General features: G+C 72.4%; 20 protein-coding genes and 1 pseudogene. 9 read left to right on the top strand and 12 right to left on the bottom strand.

Going from position 1 to position 17,875, the window contains the following annotated elements:
• Positions 1 to 738 carry an ABC transporter permease gene (locus MUY22_RS33455; RefSeq protein ID WP_247051161.1) on the bottom strand — a complete coding sequence of 246 codons (738 nt, stop codon included), beginning with the start codon at positions 736 to 738 and terminating at the stop codon, positions 1 to 3.
• Positions 731 to 1,555, bottom strand: coding sequence for an ABC transporter ATP-binding protein (locus tag MUY22_RS33450; protein ID WP_247051160.1), 825 nt, complete (start codon positions 1,553 to 1,555; stop codon positions 731 to 733). The genes MUY22_RS33455 and MUY22_RS33450 overlap by 8 nt, the downstream gene beginning before the upstream one ends.
• A 63-nt stretch (positions 1,556 to 1,618) precedes the next feature.
• Between MUY22_RS33450 and MUY22_RS33445 the strand changes: the two genes are divergently transcribed.
• Entirely contained in the window at positions 1,619 to 2,242 is a 624-nt protein-coding gene (locus MUY22_RS33445; protein ID WP_247064240.1) for a TetR/AcrR family transcriptional regulator, read from the top strand.
• A 3-nt stretch (positions 2,243 to 2,245) separates the two neighbouring features.
• On the opposite strand, the gene MUY22_RS33440 is transcribed toward MUY22_RS33445, so the two are convergent.
• Genes MUY22_RS33440 through MUY22_RS33415 form a run of 6 tightly spaced genes read right to left on the bottom strand, consistent with a single transcriptional unit; the run spans position 2,246 to position 5,340 of the window.
• Entirely contained in the window at positions 2,246 to 2,680 is a 435-nt protein-coding gene (locus tag MUY22_RS33440; RefSeq protein WP_247051159.1) for a VOC family protein, read from the bottom strand.
• A 40-nt stretch (positions 2,681 to 2,720) separates the two neighbouring features.
• The gene (locus tag MUY22_RS33435; RefSeq protein WP_247051158.1) at positions 2,721 to 2,930 is read right to left on the bottom strand and encodes a hypothetical protein; all 210 of its coding nucleotides are present in this window, start codon (positions 2,928 to 2,930) and stop codon (positions 2,721 to 2,723) included.
• A 42-nt stretch (positions 2,931 to 2,972) separates the two neighbouring features.
• Entirely contained in the window at positions 2,973 to 3,920 is a 948-nt protein-coding gene (locus tag MUY22_RS33430) for an NAD(P)-dependent alcohol dehydrogenase (RefSeq protein ID WP_247051157.1), read from the bottom strand.
• A gap of 60 nt (positions 3,921 to 3,980) precedes the next feature.
• Positions 3,981 to 4,367, bottom strand: a complete 387-nt coding sequence (locus MUY22_RS33425; protein WP_247051156.1) for a VOC family protein — start codon at positions 4,365 to 4,367, stop codon at positions 3,981 to 3,983.
• A complete protein-coding gene (locus tag MUY22_RS33420) occupies positions 4,364 to 4,735 on the bottom strand; it encodes an SgcJ/EcaC family oxidoreductase (protein WP_247051155.1) in 372 nt (123 codons plus the stop codon). The genes MUY22_RS33425 and MUY22_RS33420 overlap by 4 nt, the downstream gene beginning before the upstream one ends.
• Complete coding sequence (locus MUY22_RS33415; RefSeq protein ID WP_247051154.1) at positions 4,732 to 5,340, bottom strand: hypothetical protein; 609 nt, start codon at positions 5,338 to 5,340, stop codon at positions 4,732 to 4,734. The genes MUY22_RS33420 and MUY22_RS33415 overlap by 4 nt, the downstream gene beginning before the upstream one ends.
• Positions 5,341 to 5,425: 85 nt before the next feature.
• Here MUY22_RS33415 and MUY22_RS33410 point away from each other — a divergent pair, with 85 nt between their 5' ends.
• The 3 genes from MUY22_RS33410 to MUY22_RS33405 all read left to right on the top strand — a co-directional run bounded on the left by MUY22_RS33410 (position 5,426) and on the right by MUY22_RS33405 (position 7,713).
• Positions 5,426 to 6,388, top strand: a complete 963-nt coding sequence (locus MUY22_RS33410; protein WP_247051153.1) for a LysR family transcriptional regulator — start codon at positions 5,426 to 5,428, stop codon at positions 6,386 to 6,388.
• A gap of 102 nt (positions 6,389 to 6,490) precedes the next feature.
• Complete coding sequence (locus MUY22_RS49535) at positions 6,491 to 6,622, top strand: hypothetical protein (RefSeq protein ID WP_256474731.1); 132 nt, start codon at positions 6,491 to 6,493, stop codon at positions 6,620 to 6,622.
• Positions 6,619 to 7,713, top strand: coding sequence for a YeiH family protein (locus tag MUY22_RS33405; RefSeq protein ID WP_247051152.1), 1,095 nt, complete (start codon positions 6,619 to 6,621; stop codon positions 7,711 to 7,713). The genes MUY22_RS49535 and MUY22_RS33405 overlap by 4 nt, the downstream gene beginning before the upstream one ends.
• A gap of 43 nt (positions 7,714 to 7,756) precedes the next feature.
• Here MUY22_RS33405 and MUY22_RS49830 read toward each other — a convergent pair whose 3' ends face one another.
• Positions 7,757 to 9,121, bottom strand: a complete 1,365-nt coding sequence (locus MUY22_RS49830; protein ID WP_371827517.1) for a beta-1,3-glucanase family protein — start codon at positions 9,119 to 9,121, stop codon at positions 7,757 to 7,759.
• 732 nt (positions 9,122 to 9,853) lie between these two features.
• On the opposite strand from MUY22_RS49830, the gene MUY22_RS33390 reads away from it, so the two are divergent.
• Positions 9,854 to 11,677, top strand: a complete 1,824-nt coding sequence (locus tag MUY22_RS33390) for an arabinofuranosidase catalytic domain-containing protein (RefSeq protein WP_247051151.1) — start codon at positions 9,854 to 9,856, stop codon at positions 11,675 to 11,677.
• 9 nt (positions 11,678 to 11,686) lie between these two features.
• On the opposite strand, the gene MUY22_RS33385 is transcribed toward MUY22_RS33390, so the two are convergent.
• Complete coding sequence (locus MUY22_RS33385; protein WP_247051150.1) at positions 11,687 to 12,193, bottom strand: hypothetical protein; 507 nt, start codon at positions 12,191 to 12,193, stop codon at positions 11,687 to 11,689.
• Between the two features lie 58 nt (positions 12,194 to 12,251).
• Between MUY22_RS33385 and MUY22_RS33380 the strand changes: the two genes are divergently transcribed.
• Positions 12,252 to 13,049, top strand: a complete 798-nt coding sequence (locus MUY22_RS33380; protein ID WP_247051149.1) for a hypothetical protein — start codon at positions 12,252 to 12,254, stop codon at positions 13,047 to 13,049.
• 10 nt (positions 13,050 to 13,059) lie between these two features.
• Here the strand turns inward: MUY22_RS33380 and MUY22_RS33375 are convergent, their stop codons facing one another.
• Positions 13,060 to 13,896 (bottom strand): hypothetical protein, encoded by an 837-nt coding sequence (locus tag MUY22_RS33375; RefSeq protein ID WP_247051148.1) that lies wholly within the window; start codon positions 13,894 to 13,896, stop codon positions 13,060 to 13,062.
• A 331-nt stretch (positions 13,897 to 14,227) separates the two neighbouring features.
• On the opposite strand from MUY22_RS33375, the gene MUY22_RS33370 reads away from it, so the two are divergent.
• Both MUY22_RS33370 and MUY22_RS33365 read left to right on the top strand, forming a co-directional pair.
• Entirely contained in the window at positions 14,228 to 14,950 is a 723-nt protein-coding gene (locus MUY22_RS33370; protein ID WP_247051147.1) for a TetR/AcrR family transcriptional regulator, read from the top strand.
• Positions 14,947 to 16,086, top strand: coding sequence for an NAD(P)/FAD-dependent oxidoreductase (locus MUY22_RS33365; protein ID WP_247051146.1), 1,140 nt, complete (start codon positions 14,947 to 14,949; stop codon positions 16,084 to 16,086). Before MUY22_RS33370 ends, MUY22_RS33365 begins: the two co-directional genes overlap by 4 nt.
• Before the next feature lie 4 nt (positions 16,087 to 16,090).
• Here MUY22_RS33365 and MUY22_RS33360 read toward each other — a convergent pair whose 3' ends face one another.
• Complete coding sequence (locus MUY22_RS33360; protein WP_247051145.1) at positions 16,091 to 16,909, bottom strand: NAD(P)H-binding protein; 819 nt, start codon at positions 16,907 to 16,909, stop codon at positions 16,091 to 16,093.
• Here MUY22_RS33360 and MUY22_RS33355 point away from each other — a divergent pair.
• Positions 16,908 to 17,819: pseudogene (locus tag MUY22_RS33355) on the top strand (cupin domain-containing protein); the annotation flags it as partial. The gene MUY22_RS33360 and the pseudogene MUY22_RS33355 sit on opposite strands and share 2 nt — an antisense overlap.
• Positions 17,820 to 17,875 lie beyond the last annotated feature (56 nt).

Below are 17,875 nucleotides of genomic sequence, written 5' to 3'. Positions count from 1 at the left end.
TCACCCCCGCAGCCGGCTCAGGCCGCGCTCCAGCCGCACCACGGCAACGGCCCCGGCGACGACGGCCAGCCCGCCGAGGACCGCGGCCGCGCGGAAGACGGCACCGGAGTGCCCTTCGACGGCGCCACGCAGCATCGTCATCGCCCAGTAGCCGGGCGAGATCGGCGCGATCGTGTGCGCCCAGCCCGGCAGCATCGCGGCCGGGATCAACGCGCCGCCGAGCGAGGAGACGACCAGCGAGCCGACGTCGCAGACCGCCGACAGCTCGCCGTGGCTGCGCACGAGCGTCGCCACCGCGGTGCCGACGGCCAGCAGCGTCAGGCTCCAGACGAGCACCGCGAACCCGAGCAGCACCGGCGACAGCGGTGCGGGCATGCCCACGACGTAGTGCCCGAACACCAGCAGCAGAGCCTGCTGCAGCACCAGGACGGTGAACACGGGCACCGCCTTGCCCGCCAGCAGTTCCACCGCCGTCGCCGGGGTGGCACGCAGCCGGTCCCACGTGTGCCACGTCCGCTCCGACAGCAGCGCCGTGCCCACAATGGACAGTGCGAGGACGGTGAACATCACCAGCAGGCCGAGCACGGCCTGGGTGGCGCCGTCGGCGATCGACGCGGCGAAGAGCGGCTTGAACACCAGCATCAGCACCATCGGCATCACCGCGTAACTGATCAGGTGACCGGGATCGCGCAGCCGCAGCACCGCGTTGTGGTGCACCAGCACCGAAAACCTACTCATGCGCCACCGCCCGGTAGAGGTCGTCGAGGGTCGGCCGGCGCAGCTCGACGTCGCGGACGTGCGCGGACGTCGTCGCCAGCACGCCCGCCAGCGCCGCCCCGGGATCGGTGGCGGCGACGCGGATCTCGCCGTCGTCGGTGCTGAGCAGGATCTCGCCGGGCAGGCCGCCGAGCAGGTCCGCCGCGGTGCCGCGGGCGATCACCCGGCCGCCCTTGGCGACCGCGAGGGTCGCGCCCAGTTCGGTGAGCTCGGGCAGGTAGTGGGTGGTGTAGACGACCGCCGCGCCGTCGGCGGCCGCGGCGCGGACGGCGGTGAGCAGCGCGGCCCGGGTCTGCGGGTCGACGCCCGCGGTGGGTTCGTCGAGCAGCAGCAGGCGGGGCCGGTGCAGCATCGCCGTCGCCGCCTGCGTCCGCCGTTGCTGACCGCCCGACAGCACGCCGACCCGCCGGTGCAGGAACGCCGTGAGCAGCAACGCGTCGGCGATCCGGTCGACGGCCTCGGCCAGCGCGCGGCGGCGCAGCCCGGCCAGGCCGCCGAAGAGCCGGAGCGTCTCGGCGACGGTGACGTCGGGGTAGAGCGCGGGTTCTTGCGGGGCGAAGCCGAGCAGGGCCCGGGCCGCTTTCGGCGCCCGGCCGCCGATCCGCACCTCGCCGGCGTCCGGCGTGGCCAGGCCGGCCACCAGCCGGGCGAACGTCGTCTTGCCGGCGCCGTTGTGGCCGACCAGGCCGACCACCTCGCCGGGCTCGGCGCGCAGCGTGAACCCGGCCAACGCGCGGGTCTCGCCGTAGTGCTTCACCAGATCGGTGACTTCGAGCATCCCCCACCTCCAGTCTACGGCGTAGACCAGCAATCTACACCGTAGACTGACCCGGTGCGCAAGATGAAAACCGAGCGGCGCGACGAGATCGTCGACGCGGCGATGGCCCTGGCCCAGGAGAAGGGGCTCGGCGCGGTGTCGATGCGGGCCGTCGCCGGCCGGCTCGAACTGACGCCGATGGCCCTCTACGGCTACTTCCGCGGCAAGGACGACCTGCTCGACGCGATCGTCGGCCGGCTGCTCGGCCTGCTGCCGGAGCCCGATCCGGCCGCGCCGCCGCTCGAGCGGCTCAGCCTGCTCGCGGGCGGGGTGCGGGTCCTCGCCAAGGAACACCCCGCCGTGGTGACCCTGCTCTTCACCCGGCCGTCGGTCACCGAAGACGCCGTCGTCGCGGTCGACCGGATCTACCAGGCGCTGCTGGACGCGGGGGTCCCCGACGCCCACGTCGCCCGCCTCGAACGGCTGCTGACCACGTTCGTGCTGGGGTTCGTCATTTCCGAGACCCAGGGCCGGTTTTCCGACGGCAACCGGGACATGCGCTCACGCCGCGCGTTGCTCGGCCCGGCGGAACTGCCCGCCCACCACCGCCTCGGCCCGCTGCTCGACCCCCAGGTCGACTGGGACACCGAGTTCGCCACCGACCTCGCCGACCTCGTCACGGTGATCGAGCGGGTCGCCGCCCGCTGAGGCTCAGTCCAGGCAGAACTCGTTGCCCTCGACGTCTTGCATACCGATGCACGACTCGTTGAAGCCGTCGGCCCGCAGCACCCGCTCCTGGACCGCGCCGAGCGCGACCAGCCGGGCGCTCTCGGCCTGGAGGGCGGCGAGCCGCTCGTCCCCCACGAGCCCGGTGCCGACGCGCACGTCGAGGTGCACCCGGTTTTTGACGACCTTGCCTTCGGGAACGCGCTGGAAGAACAAGCGCGGGCCCTCCCCCGTGGGATCGACGCAGGCGAACGCCGAGCCCTGACGCTCGGCCGGCAGCGAGCGGTCGAAGTCGTCCCAGGTGTCGAACCCCTTCGGCGGCGGCGGGACGACGTAGCCCAGCACCTCGCACCAGAACCGGGCGACGCGCTCGGGATCCGCGCAGTCGAAAGTGATCTGTACCTGCCGGAGCGAACTCATCGGGCCACCCTAGCCGGATCGGCTTGTCGACACCCGCCGATTACCCGCCCAGCCGGTCGGCCAGATCGGCGAGGCCCTCGGCGTGGAGGTCGAACCGATCCGAGGACGCCGGTGGCCGCACGAGGTCGTCGACCACCGGGTCCGCGAGGGCGGGCCCGAACGCACGGATGCCCGCGCGGATCCCGGCGGGTTCGTCGACGAGCGTGCCGAGCACGTCGAACACCACGGCGTCGAACTCGAAAGCCGGCATCGGCGACGTCCTTCCCCTTCGGCGGGCCAGAGCCAACCTGGCTCAGGACAGGTCGACGACGATCTTGCCGCGCACCCCGCCCCGTTCCAGCGCGCCGTGTGCTGCGGCGATGTCGGCCAGCGGGAACACCCGGTCGACCTGGGGGCGGATCGCCCCCGCGGCGACCCAGCGGCCCAGCTCCGCCAGCAGTGGTGTGGTCGGGTTGCCGCTGAAGAAGCGGATCCACCGACGCCGGCGCAGCGCGTTCGCCGCGATGTAGCCCAGGGAGCGGACCGGGCGCCCGGGCTCGAACGCGATCGTGACCATCCGTCCCCGCGGCGTGAGCAGCCGGCGGAAGGCGGGCAGATCGGTGCCGACCGTGTCGAGGACGACGTCGAAGCGGCCCAGCTTCCCGGGCGCGCGGTAGTCGATCGCCTCGTCGGCGCCCAGCTCCCGCACCAGGTCGAGGTTGCCCGCGCTCGCCAAGCCGGTGACGTGCGCGCCCATCGCCTTGCCGAGCTGGACGGCGATGTAGCCGACGCCGCCGGTCGCGCCGCGGACGAGCAGCCGCTCGCCGGGCGCGAGGGCGGCCAGGTCGCGCAACGCCGTGATCGCCGTGGTCCCGACGGCCAGCGCGACCGCCTGCACCACGTCGAGCCCGGCCGGGACGTGGTCCAGCCGGTCGGCCGGCAGGGCGACGTACTCCGCGGCCGACCCCAGCCGCCGGCCCAGCACGCCCCAGACCCGGTCGCCCGCCGCAAACCGGCTGGTCCCCGGCTCGACGACCTCGCCGGCCAGGTCGACCCCGACACCCTTGGGGAACTTCCGGCCGGTGAACGGCCGCAGTTTCCCCGCGCGCACGGTGGATTCGCCGCCGTTGACCGACACCGCGCGCACCCGGACCAGGACCTCGCCCGGGCGCGGCCGGGGCACCGGCGCCGTGGTCACGGACAGGACCTCAGGCGGTCCGTAGCGGTCGTAGGTCGCGAGCCGCATCGAAGTGGATAGCATTCTCCACTTCTAACACGGGATCCGGCCGCGGCCCGCGAAGTGAGAAGAGCGCCGGTGGGATCACCCCGCTTCGGTGTTGATGCCGGGCGGCAGGAAACCGTGCTCGGACAGGTCGAACCAGTTCCCCTCGGGATCGATCGCCCGGTACTCGGCGAACGGGCGGTCACCGCCGCGCAGGACGGGCCGCGGCACGCCGGCCTCGGCGAGGCGGTCCGCGACCGGCGGGACGTCGGCGACCTGGAAGCCGAAGTGGTTGAAGCCGGTCGCGACGTCGCCGTCCAGCCGCTGCTGGATGAGCGCCAGGTTGAGGTACCCGTCGGTGACGAAGCGGCTGCCGTCGGGGTCGGTGTGGAACAGGTCCATGCCGAACTGCTCGCAGTAGAACGCGGCCATCCGCTCGGCGTCCTGGACGACGAACGCGAGGTGCCGCAGCCGGGGGCGGGTCATCGAGGGGGTCCCTTCGGGATCATGTTGTGGAAGGCGGTGATTTCGGGAGCGCCGGTGTGCCGGACCACGGCCTGGGCGTGCGTCACGACGCCGGCGGGCGCGATCTCCGACGTCGCGTGCACCAGGGAGAGATCAGGCGCGAGCCGGCGGATCAGCGTCACCGACGCCGACAACGTCGTCCCGCGATAAGCCGTGGCGAAGAGCCGCGCGTGGCCCGATTCGACGGCGTCCCGCCCGGAAAGCGCTTCGCCGCGGACGTTCACGAAGTCGACGTCGGCGGCGAAGACCGACGCGAACCGCGCGGCGTCACCGCGGGCCCACCCGGCCGTCATGGTGTGCCACAACGCGCGGATCTCTTCGTCCGTCACGCGGGCACCCCCGCCGACGCGAGCACGCGCAACGAGACAGGTGCGCAGTCGCCGTCCCACGCGGCCAGCGAGTAGTAGAACCCGCCGTGCTGCCGTTCCAGGTAGCACACGACGTTCAGCGGCCAGCCCGCGCCGCGGAAGACGTACTCGTCCATCGGGGTCGGCCGGTCGCTCAGCGGCCGGTCGCGTTCGCACTCCGGGCCGAGCCGGTGCCAGTCCGGGTGCAGGTGGATCGAACCGAGGAGGTCGAGGCCGCGGTCGTCGCCGTCGCGGGAGATGCGGAGCAGGTCGGCGGGCGCGACCCACCACGCGCGCACGGCGTTCTCGTACGCCGAGCCGAACCGCGGGACGATCGTCGTCGCGAACTCCGCCCGCGCGCTGGGATCGGTGGTGCGGGCGTTGCGCGCGAAGGCGATGTCCGACACCAGCAGCGCGTCCTCGGCGACCGTGCCCAGCAGCACGCCGAAGCAGGGTCTCGGCGTGTCGGGGGTGATGCAGGAGTACTCGGCGGCCGCGGCGTCCAGGAACCGCCGGACGACGTCGTCCGAGACCAGGGCGGGGAGCGCCGTCTTTCCGCTCAGCGGAACACAAGCCAGTGCTGTCACGCGGAGGAACGTAACCGGGCCGCGGCGGGGGCGGCCATGATCGTCACGGGATCGGCCCTATTGCACCAGGCGATAATGTTTCGGGATGCGTCTGGAGATCCGGCACCTGGAACTCGTCGTCGAGGTGGCGGAAGCCGGCAGCCTGCGACGCGCCGCCGCGCGGCTGCACCTGAGCCAGCCGGCCGTGACGACGCAGCTCAAGCGCATCGAGCAGTTCGTCGGCGGCGCGTTGTTCCTCCGCTCCCCCGAAGGCGTGGTGCCGACGCACACCGGCGCGGAACTGATCCGGGACGCGCGCAACCTGCTGCGCCAGTTCGACGCGCTGCAGCGCACCGCCCGGGTGAACGCCGCGAGCGAGTCCGGCGCGCCGGTGAAGGTGGGCGGGATCCCGGCGCAGCAGTTCAGCCTGCTGGTCAACGCCCTGACCGCGATGCTGCCGCGCCGCGAGGTCACCAGCCGCACGATCCGCGAAACCGGGACGCTCACGGCGTTGCTGCGCTCCGGCGAGCTGGATGTCGCGGTGCTGCGCCAGTTTTCGGGGTTCCCGGTGAGCCCGCCCGACGGCGTCGAACACCGGTTGCTGGTGCGGGAGCCGTTCTTCATCGGCGTCTCGCGGCGGCATCCGCTCGCCGAGCGCGGCGAGATCGAGCTGGCCGACCTCGCCGACGAGAAGTGGGTCATGCCCGACCCGGACGACAGCGGGATGAACGAGTACTTCGCCCGGGTCTGCGCGGCGGCCGGGTTCGAGCAGCGCATCGCGCACCTCACCACCGAGGCGCACGTCGCGTTCGCGCTCACCGCCGAGAACCGGGGCATCTGCCTGCTCTACCCGATCGGCACGGCCCGCGACGGGGTCGCGACGCTGTCGCTGGCCGGCACGCCGCTCTCGCGCGACCTGGTTCTCGCGTGGCGCAAGGACTCCCGGCTGGCGTCGCTCGTGGACGAGGTGTGCGCCAAGATCGAGCACGACTACCTCGCGCTCGTCGAGGCTTCGCGGTTCTACCGGAAGTGGTGGCACGGCGGCGGTTCCGCGTTCGCCCTCCCGTGAGCCGCCGGTCGCCGTCAAGGGCGAACCGGGCATCTCCCACCCCTTGGACGCGCGCGCCGCGCGCTGTCCAGTGCGCGTACCGGCGCCTACAGTCCTGCAGTCATGAGTTCCGATTCAGACCGCGAACCGGCGCCGCGCATCAGCGCCGACTGGGCCGCCGTGGCGGTCGCCGCCGTGCTGGTGGCACTGGCCGCCTTCGGCTTGCTGCCGACGATCACCTTCCTGGTCAAATGACGACGCCGACCGACACCACCGCCCGAAGCGGCGGGCTGACGGCGATCCCCGTCCTGCGCTACCTCCCCGGCCTGCTGCTGCTCGTCGCGGTCGGCATCGTGGGAACGCTGGCGCAGAACGGGGTGCGCAGCATCGGCAAGGCGACCGGCACCGCGCTGCCCGACCTCGAGTACGTGCTGTGGGCGATCATCCTCGGGCTGCTCATCCGCAACACCATCGGCGTCCCGGCCGTGTTCCGCCCGGGCGTCGCGACCTACGAGTTCTGGCTGAAGATCGGCATCGTGCTGCTCGGCGCCCGGTTCGTGCTGGGCGACCTGGCCAAGCTCGGCGGCCTGAGCCTCGGCCTGATCCTCATCGACATGGCCGTCGCCACCACGGTGATCCTCCTGGTGGGCAAGGCGTTCAAGCTCGGCGGGAAACTGTCGTCGCTGCTGGCCATCGGCACGTCCATCTGCGGCGTCTCGGCGATCATCGCGGGCCGGGGCTCCATCGACGCCGACGACGAGGACTCCGGGTACGCCATCGCCGCGATCCTCGCGCTGGGCGCCGTCGCGCTGTTCACCTTCCCGCTGATCGGGCACGCGCTGAACCTGACCGACACGCAGTTCGGGCTGTGGGCGGGCCTGGCCGTGGACAACACCGCGGAGACGACGGCGACCGGCGCGGCCTACTCGCCACACGCCCAGGACGTCGCCGTCGCGGTGAAGAGCACCCGGAACGCGCTGATCGGCCTGGTCGTGCTCGGGTACGCGGCCTACTGGTCGACCCGCGGCGGCAAGGCCGTCGCGAGTGGGCTGAAGGGCCGCGCCGGGTTCGTGTGGCGCACGTTCCCCAAGTTCGTGCTCGGCTTCATCGTGGTGTCCGCGCTGGCCACCGCGCACGTCTTTTCGAAGGCCGACGTCACCAGCCTCGGCAACCTGTCGAAGTGGGCGTTCCTGCTGTGCTTCGCCGGTGTGGGCCTGAACTTCGACTTCCGGGAGATGGCCCGCAGCGGCTTCCGCCCGCTCGTCGTCGCGGCGCTGGGCCTGGTCGTCGTGGCCGCGTGCTCGCTCGGGCTCGTGCTGCTGACGTCCCAGTGGTTCACGCTCTAGCCGGGTGACGGCCCCGGGGGTCGCCCCGGGGCCGTCCCACCGGTCACCAGCCGACAGCGACCTCCAGCCACTGCGGGTCGCCGTGCGAGACGAACGAGGACTGGCCGGCCACGTCGTCGTACGGGAAGCCGTACGCCAGGTGGTTGATGCCGTGGTCGTGCCAGTACTTCGCGTAGTAGTTCGCCGGGGCGGCCTTGTAGTAGTTCGCCGGGTCCTGCTGCTGCGACGCCGGCAGCTGCGCGGTGTGCCGGTTCAGCGCCGCGCACATGTTCGGGTTCCCGGCCAGCGAGCCGGCGCACCCGGTGATGTTCGACGTCGGCTCGTTGACCCCGACCGACTGGGCGTAGGCGGTGAAGTAGTTCGCGTACTGCCCGCCCGCGCGGAAGTCGGGCGCGCTGCCCGGCGCCGGGATCCGGTACGGCGCGTTCACCGTGGCCAGGCCCTTGAACTCGGTCGGCACCTCGGCCTGGAACCGGGCGAACGTGGCCGCGCGGTCCTCCTGGAAGGTGCCGTAGTCGTCGCCGACCTGCACGTCGTAGCCGTCGTGGGCGTGCAGCCGCATGGCCAGCTTCAGCGCGAACGCGTCCACCCGGGTGGTGTTGCCGTTGAAGACGTCCGGGCCGACGGTGAACTCGATGAAGTCGGCGTACTGGCCGTTCGGGGTGCCGAGGTAGAAGTACATCCGCCCGGCCGAGTTGGCCGGCATGTCGATGTAGGGCTGCTCGGCGATCGAGTGGGTCTGGCCGCCGAAGTTCCAGAACACCTGGCTGTCCGGGTACTTGCCGTTGGTCCGGTTGAGGACCTTCACGGTGAGCACGTTCCGCGCGGCCGGGATGGTGCTCGTGTCACCCCAGAAGGAGTCGGGCGGGACGCCGGAGCCGGGCGGCGGGGTGGTCGTGCCGCCGCCGGTGCCGAAGACCTGGAACTCGAACAGCGAGACGCCGTAGGGCGTGGCGCGCGCGGTGGTGTAGAGCCGCACGTACCGGCCGGAGCCGGTCACGTTCAGCGTCTGCACGCCGCCGGTGCCGGTGGTCGTCTGGTACACAGTGGACCAGCTGGACCCGTTGGCGGACACCTGGATCTGGAACGCCGTGGCGTACGCGGCCTCCCAGCGCAGCACGACCTGGCTGACGGTCGCCGCCCCGCCGAGGTCGACCTGGATCCACTGTGGATCGCTGAACTGCGACGACCAGCGGGTGCCGGTGTTGCCGTCCACCGCGGCGGTGGCGGGTGTGCCGGCGTTCTCCACCGAGGACGCCGTGACGGCTTTCCCTTGGGAGATCAGCGGATCCGCCGCGTGCGCCGCGGGGGCGGTGAAGCCGAGCGCGGCGACGGCGAGCGCCGCCGCCAGCGTCGTCAACCGGGTACCGGGTCCGCGGCGGCGCCGCGGACGGGCAATCGTGGGCATGGTTCCTCCCTGGCCGGGAACGTGGGGCGGACCCGCCGCCGGTCAGGGGACGGCGTCGTCCGGCTCGCCCCCTGACCACCGGGAAGGTGCATCCGTGACCGGCCGGGGACGCTCGGCGAAAAGGTTCATACCACTGCCCCCGACCTGTCAAGCCTTGACAGATCGGGGCCCGCGGGCGATATTCGGAACCGATTCACCTCACCTCCTGCGTGTCGCCGCCACCCGCTCAGGGGCCTCTGCTCACCTGGAGTCAGTCATGCCCAGCGGCGTCTTCCGCCCCGTCCGGGGTCCGCGTGTCAGGACGAACCCGAACAGCGCTGCCATCAGAGCGACGCCAGACCGCGGTTCCCGCGCCGTGGGCGTCAGCGCGACCGTCGGCACCAGGCCCGATCGGCCGAAGACGGCCGGGAAGAACAGCTAGCGGCGAGCCACGACCGGACCGTTCCCGAAGTGCGCCGCCCGCCGGGGCCGGCAACCGGACGAATCGCGCTGAGCGAGCCGCATCCCCTGGCACGAAACGGATCCCCGCCGGATAGGCCGTCCGGGTGGACCGCCCGGCGAACCGCCGGGGACCGGACCACCGGCACCTCGTGACCTGTTGACACGGTCGAGAACGCCGACCTACCCTCGCCACATCCCCACCGCCTTCCCCGCAGCCCCCTTCTCTCCTGGAAATACAACGTTGTAAAAATCCGCCCGGGTCGCTGACCTGCGGCTTGAGAGTGAGGTCCCGTGCACCGCGTTTCCGGCCGAAGACTTCTCGCCACGCTCACCACGACGCTGCTCGTCCTCGGGACGATGCTCGGCCTGGCCACCACCTCGCAGGCCGCCGGTTCCCTGCCCTGCGACATCTACGGCGCCGCGGGCACCCAGTGCGTCGCCGCGCACAGCACCACACGCGCCCTGTATTCGGCCTACGCCGGCAACCTCTACCGCGTGCAGCGCGCCTCCGACCACGCCGAGGCGAACATCGGCCTGCTCGCCACCGGCGGGTACGCCAACGCCGCCGCGCAGGACACCTTCTGCGCCGGGACGACGTGCACCATCACGGTGATCTACGACCAGTCCCCGCGCCACAACGACCTCACCGTCGAAGGCCCGGGCACCGCGGGCGGGCAGGACGTCGCCGCGATCGCGTCCGCGCTGCCGGTCACCGCGGGCGGGCACAAGGTCTACGGCGTCTACGTCTCCCCCGGCACCGGGTACCGGCACTACGTCGGCGCCGGTGTCGCGGTCAACGGCCAGCCCGAAGGCATGTACATGGTCGCCAGCGGCACGCACGTCAACGGCGGCTGCTGCTTCGACTACGGCAACGTCGAGGCGCAGATCGCCGACACCGGCAACGGCCACATGGACGCGGTGAACCTCGGCACCACGTGCTACTTCCCGCCCTGCACCGGCATCGGGCCGTGGGTGGCGGGCGACCTGGAGAACGGGCTGTTCCAGGGCAACCGCTCCAACACCGCCAACCGCGGCAACGCCACGCCGTTCGTCACGGCGCTCCTGAAGAACAACGGCCAGACGACGTTCGCGCTCAAGGGCGGCAACTCCCAGAGCGGCGGCCTCACCACCTGGTACAACGGCGCGCTGCCGTCAGGCGGGTACACGCCGATGCACCAGGAGGGCTCGATCGTCCTGGGCACCGGCGGGGACAACAGCAACGCGTCCATCGGCTCGTTCTTCGAGGGCGTGATGACCGCGGGCTACCCGACCGACGCCGCGGACGACGCCGTCCAGTCCAATGTGGTCTCCGTCGGCTACTCGGGTTCCACCGGAACACCGCCGTACGCGGCCCCGGTGTCCGGCCCCGGCGGCAAGTGCCTCGACGTCGCCGGCGACGACACCGGCACCAACGGCACCGCGGCGCAGCTGTGGGACTGCCAGGCGAACGCGTCCGACCAGCACTGGGCGCACAATGCGGACTCGTCACTGTCCACTTTGGGCAGATGCCTCGACGTCGTCGGCAACGGGACGACGAACGGCGCGTTGCTGGAACTGTGGGACTGCAACGGCGTCGGCGGCCAGAAGTGGGTGCAGCAGGCCGACGGCTCGCTGCGCAACCCGCAGTCCGGCCGCTGCGTCGACGCGCCGAACGGCGCCACGGCCAACGGCACCCGGCTGCAGCTGTGGGACTGCAACGGCGCGGCGGCGCAGAAGTTCTCCGTCACCGGCGGCGGCCCGATCACCGGCCCCGGCGGCAAGTGCGTCGACGTGGCCGGCGACGACCACGGCGTCAACGGCACCGGCGTGCAGCTGTGGGACTGCCAGTCCTTCGCCGTGGACCAGCACTGGTTCCACCTGTCGAGCGGCGCGCTGCGGACGTTGGGCCGCTGCCTGGACATCGTGGGCAACGGCACGGCCAACGGCGCCCAGGTCGAGCTGTGGGACTGCAACGGCGTCGGCGGCCAGGGCTGGACGCAGCAGGCGGACGGCTCGCTGCGCAACCCGCAGTCCGGCCGCTGCCTGGACTCCCCGAGCGGCGCCACGGGCAACGGCACGCGGCTGCAGATCTGGGACTGCAATGGGTCGGCGGCCCAGAAGTTCCCGCTGATCTGACGCCGGGGGTCACACCTGCTGCAGCCGGGTCAGGTTGCGTTCCAGCCGCTGGGGCCGCAGCAGGGCCCAGGCACCCAGGAAGAGGAAACCGGCCGCGCCGAGCAGGCCGAGCCACGACCCGGTGATCCCGTTGAACAGGCTGAAGCCCGCGGCGACCCCGCACCAGATCACCGTGCTGGTGCGGGTGCGCCGCAGCAGGGCCAGCTCGTACTCGGCGAGACGGACCGCGGCGTCCCGCAACCGGGCGTCCCCCGGCACGGGGCGCCCGGTTCGCGCCACCCGGCACGCCTGCCGATACTGCGCCCGGGCGAGATCGTCGCCGGCGACGTACCGCATCCGCCGTTCGTTCCGGGCCAGCTGCGGACCCATGATCGCGCCGAAACCCGCCCCCGCGACCACGCAGATCGCGACGACCATCCACCAGTCCGCGTCCGGCAGGGCGATCGGCACCACCACGGCGAGCGCGATCGCGAACGCCAGGCCCATCCGGCCGACGCCGCGTGACCGCGCCGGCATGCCCGGAATGTGACCTTGTCCCGCTATCTTCCCCGGAACACGACACCGAGGGGGAACCGTGCGGAAGACCGGTCCGATCATCGCCATGGCCGTTTTCGCGCTCACGGCCTGCGATCCGGGGCCCGGCAGCGCGCCGCCACCGGCACCCGCGCTCACGGCGCCGGTCACCGATGTCGCCCAGCTGGTGGCGGCGGCGCGGGCCGGGATCGCGCAGGCGCCGTCTGCGGCCTTCACCACGGACGCCGTCGTGGGCCCCGACACCAAGAGCGTCACCGGCTCGCTCCGCTTCGACGGCTCCACGAGCAGCCTCACGATGCTGCTCGACGGCAGCGAGGTCCGGGTGCTCGGCAAGAAGACCTACACCCGCACGCCGGGCGCGGCGATCCCCGGCAAACCGTGGGTCGGCACCGACCCGGACAGCCCCGACCCGATGGCCCAGGCGGCGGGCGTGGTGGTGCCGACGATCGTGCAGCTGCCCGACCTCGGCCGGGCCCTGGCGGAGATCGAACGGACCGGCCGGATCGTGTCGGCCGACCAGACCGGCCTGGCCAACCACTACCGGCTCGAACTCGACCCCGCGAAAGCGCCGGACCTCTTCCCGGAGTTCACGCGGGTGCCGCTGGACGGGAAGCCTGCCGCGCCGGTCACCGGCAAGCTCCCCGCCGAACTGTGGCTCGACGCGGCGCTGCGGCCCGTGCGGTTCGCGGTCGACCTGTCCCCCGGCTTCGAGCAGCCGGGCCCCACGGTCAAGGGCACGACCGAGTACCGCGACTGGGGCACGCCCGTGACCATCGAGGCCCCGCCCGGCGACCAGGTCGTGGACCTGTCCGAGCTGCTGAAGAAGCTGGGGACCTGACCCGCGGCGCTCAGGCCGCCACCGTCGTCACGGCGGTGGCGGAGTTGCCGGACAGGCACGTCCCGGTCGAGGTCGCCGGCGCCGTGACGACCGGGGCGTACACGACGTAGTCCTGGCCGGTCTGGAGGTTGTGGCAGGCGAGCCGGGCCTGGTAGCGGCCGCTGTCGCACTGGGCGCTGCCCCGGCCGTAGTAGAGCGTGCTGCCCTGGACGATCCACGCGCTCCAGGTCATGCACCCGGCGAGGCCGGTGGCGGCCGGATCGGCGACGGCCTGCACGATCTGCGCGGTGTTCCCGGTGTTGCAGGTGACGGAAACGGCGGCCGGCGCGGTCACCACCTGGGTGCCGTAGAGGATGTAGTAGTCGCCGGTCTGCTCGTTCTTGCACAGCGCCTTGACCCGGTACCGGCCCGTGTCGCACTGCGCCTGGCCGCGGCCGTAGAACAGGTTGTTGCCGCCCTGGTTCACCCATTCGACCCAGGAGACGCACCCGGGCACCCCGGCGTCGAGCGGATCGGTCACGGCGTAGACGGCCTGCGCCGAGTTCCCGGTGTTGCACAGCACGGTCGCGGTCGCCGGAGCGTTGACGATCTGGCTGCCGTAGTTCACGTACCCGGCGCCGGTCTGGTTGTTGATGCAGACCGCCTTCGCCCGGTAGCGCCCGGAGGTGCACTGCAGGTTGCCGAGGCCGTAGAAGTAGTTGTTGCCCTGCTGCACCCACTGGATGGAAGTCGTGCACCCGGCGGGGGCGACTTGCGCCACCTGAACTGCCGCCGACGCGGGCGCGGCCGGCGCGGCGAGACCGAGCACGGCCGCCACCAGGGCCAGGAACCAACGCTTCGCCACCACTTGCGCCTCCGGGGTGTGGATTCGACTGCCGCGGCGGACCGTAACACCGGAAACCGACGGATTTCACGGCTGCGCAAGGGAATGAGCACGAACGCGGAACTCCCGGCGCCGTCCTACGCTGGAAGAGTGCTTTCCGGGCCTGATGCCGACGCCATCGCCTTGGATCGCTCCCGGCTGCCCTTCCCCGAAGTACGCGATCGCCGGCTGATCGTCTTCGCTCGAGGCGAAACCATCCCGGGTGCGCACGGCCGGCATGGCGATCGGAGATGACCGGCCGGGACCACCGCAACGACCATGGTCGCTACGACCATGGTCGTGCTACGGTGGCGTCATGCCCCCCGCCGACGAAGCCGACGACGCCCAGGAACCCCGCAGCCGCCGTGAGCGGCCGGCGAAACCCGCCCTGACCAGGCAGGGGATCATCGACACCGCGCTCGGCATCCTGCGCGACGAAGGCCTGGAGAAGGTGACGATGCGTCGCGTCGCCGCCGCGCTCGACTCGGGGCACGCCTCGCTCTACGTCTACGTCCGGAACACCGAAGACCTGCACGCGCAGATCCTCGACGTGCTCCTCGGCGAGCTTCGGCCGTCGGTCACCGGCCCCGGCACCTGGCGCGATCGGGTGAAGGGGCTGCTGTCCGGCTACGGGCAGCTGCTGATGCGCTATCCGGGGATCGCCCGGATGGCGCTGTCCACGCAACCCAGCGGCCCGAACTACCTGGCGCTGGTCGACACCGTTCTCGCGCTGCTCCAGGAGGGTGGCGTGCCCGACCGGGCCGCGGCCTGGGGTGTCGACCTGCTCCTGCTGTTCCCCACCGCGGTCGCCGTCGAGTTCAGCGCCCCGGCCGCCAAGACCGAGAAAGCCGCCGCGTTGTCGGCGCTCGCCACGAAGATCACCACGGTGGACGCGGCGCGCTATCCGCACATCGCTCCGCTCAGCGCCGCGCTCGTCTCCGGCGACGGCGGCTCCCGCGGTGACTGGGCCTTCGACGTCCTGCTCGACGGCATCCTCGCCGCGAGCCCCCCTCCCGCACCGGATCAGGACCTCCCATGACCAGCTCTTCCGTCACGATCGTCGGCGCCGGCCTGTCCGGCCTCGTGCTGGCCCGCATCCTCCAGACCCACGGGATTCCCGCCACCGTCCACGAACTCGACGCCACCGCCGGCGCGCGCCGCCAGGGCGGCTCGCTCGACATCCACGAGGACACCGGCCAGCTCGCCCTGCGCGAAGCCGGTCTGTACGACGAGTTCCGCCGTCACACGCACCCGCAGGGCGAACACGTGCGCGTCCTCGACAAGAAAGCGCACGTCTTCGTCGACGCCGGGCCCGACGGCGGGGAAGGCGGCCGGCCGGAGATCGACCGGACCGTGCTGCGCGACCTGCTCGTCGGCTCGCTCGACCCCGGCAGCATCGTCTGGGACCACAAGGTCACCGCGGCCCGCACCCTCGGCGACGGCCGGCACGAGCTGACCTTCGCCGACGGCACCACGACCACCACCGGACTCCTGGTCGGTGCGGACGGCACCTGGTCGAAGGTGCGGCCGCTGCTGTCGGCCGCGACCCCGGAGTACTGCGGGGTCTCCCACGTCGAGATCCGCATCCCGGACGCGCCGGCGCGGCACCCGGAACTGGCCGCGCTCATCGGGCCCGGCATGGTCTTCGCGTTGTCCGACAACAAGGGTCTCCTGGGCCACGGCGGAAACGACATCGAACTCGGCGCCTCCTTCCGCGTCCCCGAGGACTGGCTGTCCGCCGGCGGCGTCGACTGGACCGATCCGGCCGCGGCCCGCGGCGCCCTCCTGGAGGAGTTCGCCGGCTGGGCCCCGGAACTGACCGACCTCATCCGCCACTGCGAGGACACGATCACGCCGCGCCGGATCTTCGGCCTCCCGGCCGGGCACCGCTGGGACCGCGTCCCGGGCGTGACGCTCGTCGGCGACGCCGCGCACGTGATGTCCCCGTACGCGGGCGAGGGCGCGAACCTCGCCCTGATCGACGGCGCCGACCTCGCCCGCGCGATCATCGAGCACCCGGACGACGTCGAAACCGCCCTGACGCAGTACGAAACGGCGATGTTCCCGCGCGCCGAAGAAGCCGCGCACGGGTCCGCGCAAGGACTCGAGTGGTGCTTCACGCCGACGGCGCCCCGGGAGATCGCCGAGTTCTTCTCGGGGATGGACCAGGGGTAGGCCGTCAGGTCCACACCCCCGCGGCGGCCGTTTCGGCGACGTAGTCCTCGAACGACCGCGCCGGCCGGCCGAGGGCGCGTTCGACGTCACCGGTCGGCGCGGGCGCCGTGCCGTCGCGGATGGCCACCAGGATGCCGGTGAGCAGCTGGGCGACACCGGGTGGGACGCCGTTCGCGATCAACTGTCCGATGTGGACTTCGGGAGCGACGTCGACGTGGCGGAGCACGCGTCCGGTGGCCTGGCCGATCACGTCGACCGCCTCGCCGAAGCTGAGCGCCCGGGGGCCGGTCAGCTGGTAGGTCCGGCCGTCGTGCCGGCTGCCGGTCAAGGCCGACGCGGCGACTTCGGCGATGTCACCGGCGTCGATGAACGGCGTGCGGCCGTCGCCGGTGGGCAGGGACAGGGTGCCGGCGAGGATCTCCGGCAGCCACGGGCCCTCGCCGAAGTTCTGCGCGAACCAGTCCGGCCGCAGGATCGTCCACCCGGCACCGGACTCGCGCACGGCCTGTTCGGCGGCCTTCAGCGGATGGCCGTCGCCGGCCTCCCCGACGCCGCCGGCCGACAGCAGCACCAGCCGTCGCACGCCCGCGGAGACCGCTTGGGCCACGAACCGCGGGATGCGGTCGCCGCTCGCCCGCAGGTCGGGTTCGACGACGTAGGCGGCGGTGACGCCGTCGAGCGCGGGCGCCCAGGTCGTCGCGTCACCCAGGTCGAAGCCGCCGGTGCGCGACGCCACTTTCGCCGGGTGACCGCCGTCCTTCAGGTGGCGGGCGACGCGGCTGCCGGTCTTGCCGGTGCCGCCGAGGATCAGGGTGTTCGTCATGCCCGGAAGCCAACTCTCCGGAACGTGGACGATCCATGGGAGAACGTCGTGGATACCTTTGCGATCGTCTACCGTGAGTCGCGTGGACGTCCTGAGTGATCTGCTGGACCGGGCCCGCGCGAACCACGCGCTCGTGCGGCAGCTGATCCAGCGGCCGCCGTGGGCGGTGACCTACGCCGACCCGCCGCCGCTCACCATCCTGACCACCCTCGGCGGCCCCGCGTCGATCCGGCTCGGCGACGCCGCTCCCGTGCGGCCGGCCGCCGGCGACATTGCGCTCATCAAGGGACCCGGCCCGCACACGATCGCCGACGACCCGGCGACACCGGCCCGATTCGTGATCCGGCAAGGAAAGAAGCACTTCCTCGACGGCGGCGAGGCCGCGGACCAGCGGACCCGGGCGCCCCGCACGTACGGCGACGGCCTGCCTGGAGCCACGACCATGCTCCGCGGCGGCTACGAACTCCGCGGCGACGCGGGCGGGCGACTGCTGGACATGCTGCCACCACTGGCGATCGTGCCCGCCGGACCGCGGACCGGCGGCGCGCTGGCGCTGCTCGCCACCGAGGCCGGCCGCGACGAACCGGGCCAGGACGCCGTCCTGGCCCGGTTGCTGGACCTGGTGCTCGTGCTGGCGTTGCGGGCGTGGTGCGCCCGGCCGGGCGCTGAGCCGCCCGCCTGGTACCGGGCGCTGGCCGAACCGGCCGTCGGCGACGCGCTGCGGCTGCTGCACGAGGACCCGGCCCGCCGCTGGACGGTCGCCGCGCTCGCCGCCGAGACCGGCTTGTCCCGCGCCGCGTTCGCCGCGCGCTTCACGGCGCTGGTTGGCGAACCGCCGCTCACGTACCTCACCGGCTGGCGGATGACCGTCGCGGCGGACCTGATCCGCGACAGCGACGTCACGGTCGCCGCCGTCGCCCGGGAGGTCGGGTACCAGGACGCCTTCGCCTTCAGCGTCGCGTTCGC

The organism is Amycolatopsis sp. WQ 127309, assembly GCF_023023025.1.
Lineage (GTDB): Bacteria > Actinomycetota > Actinomycetes > Mycobacteriales > Pseudonocardiaceae > Amycolatopsis.
Note: the sequence above shows the minus strand (reverse complement) of the source record. Positions and strands in the feature narration are given on the sequence as shown.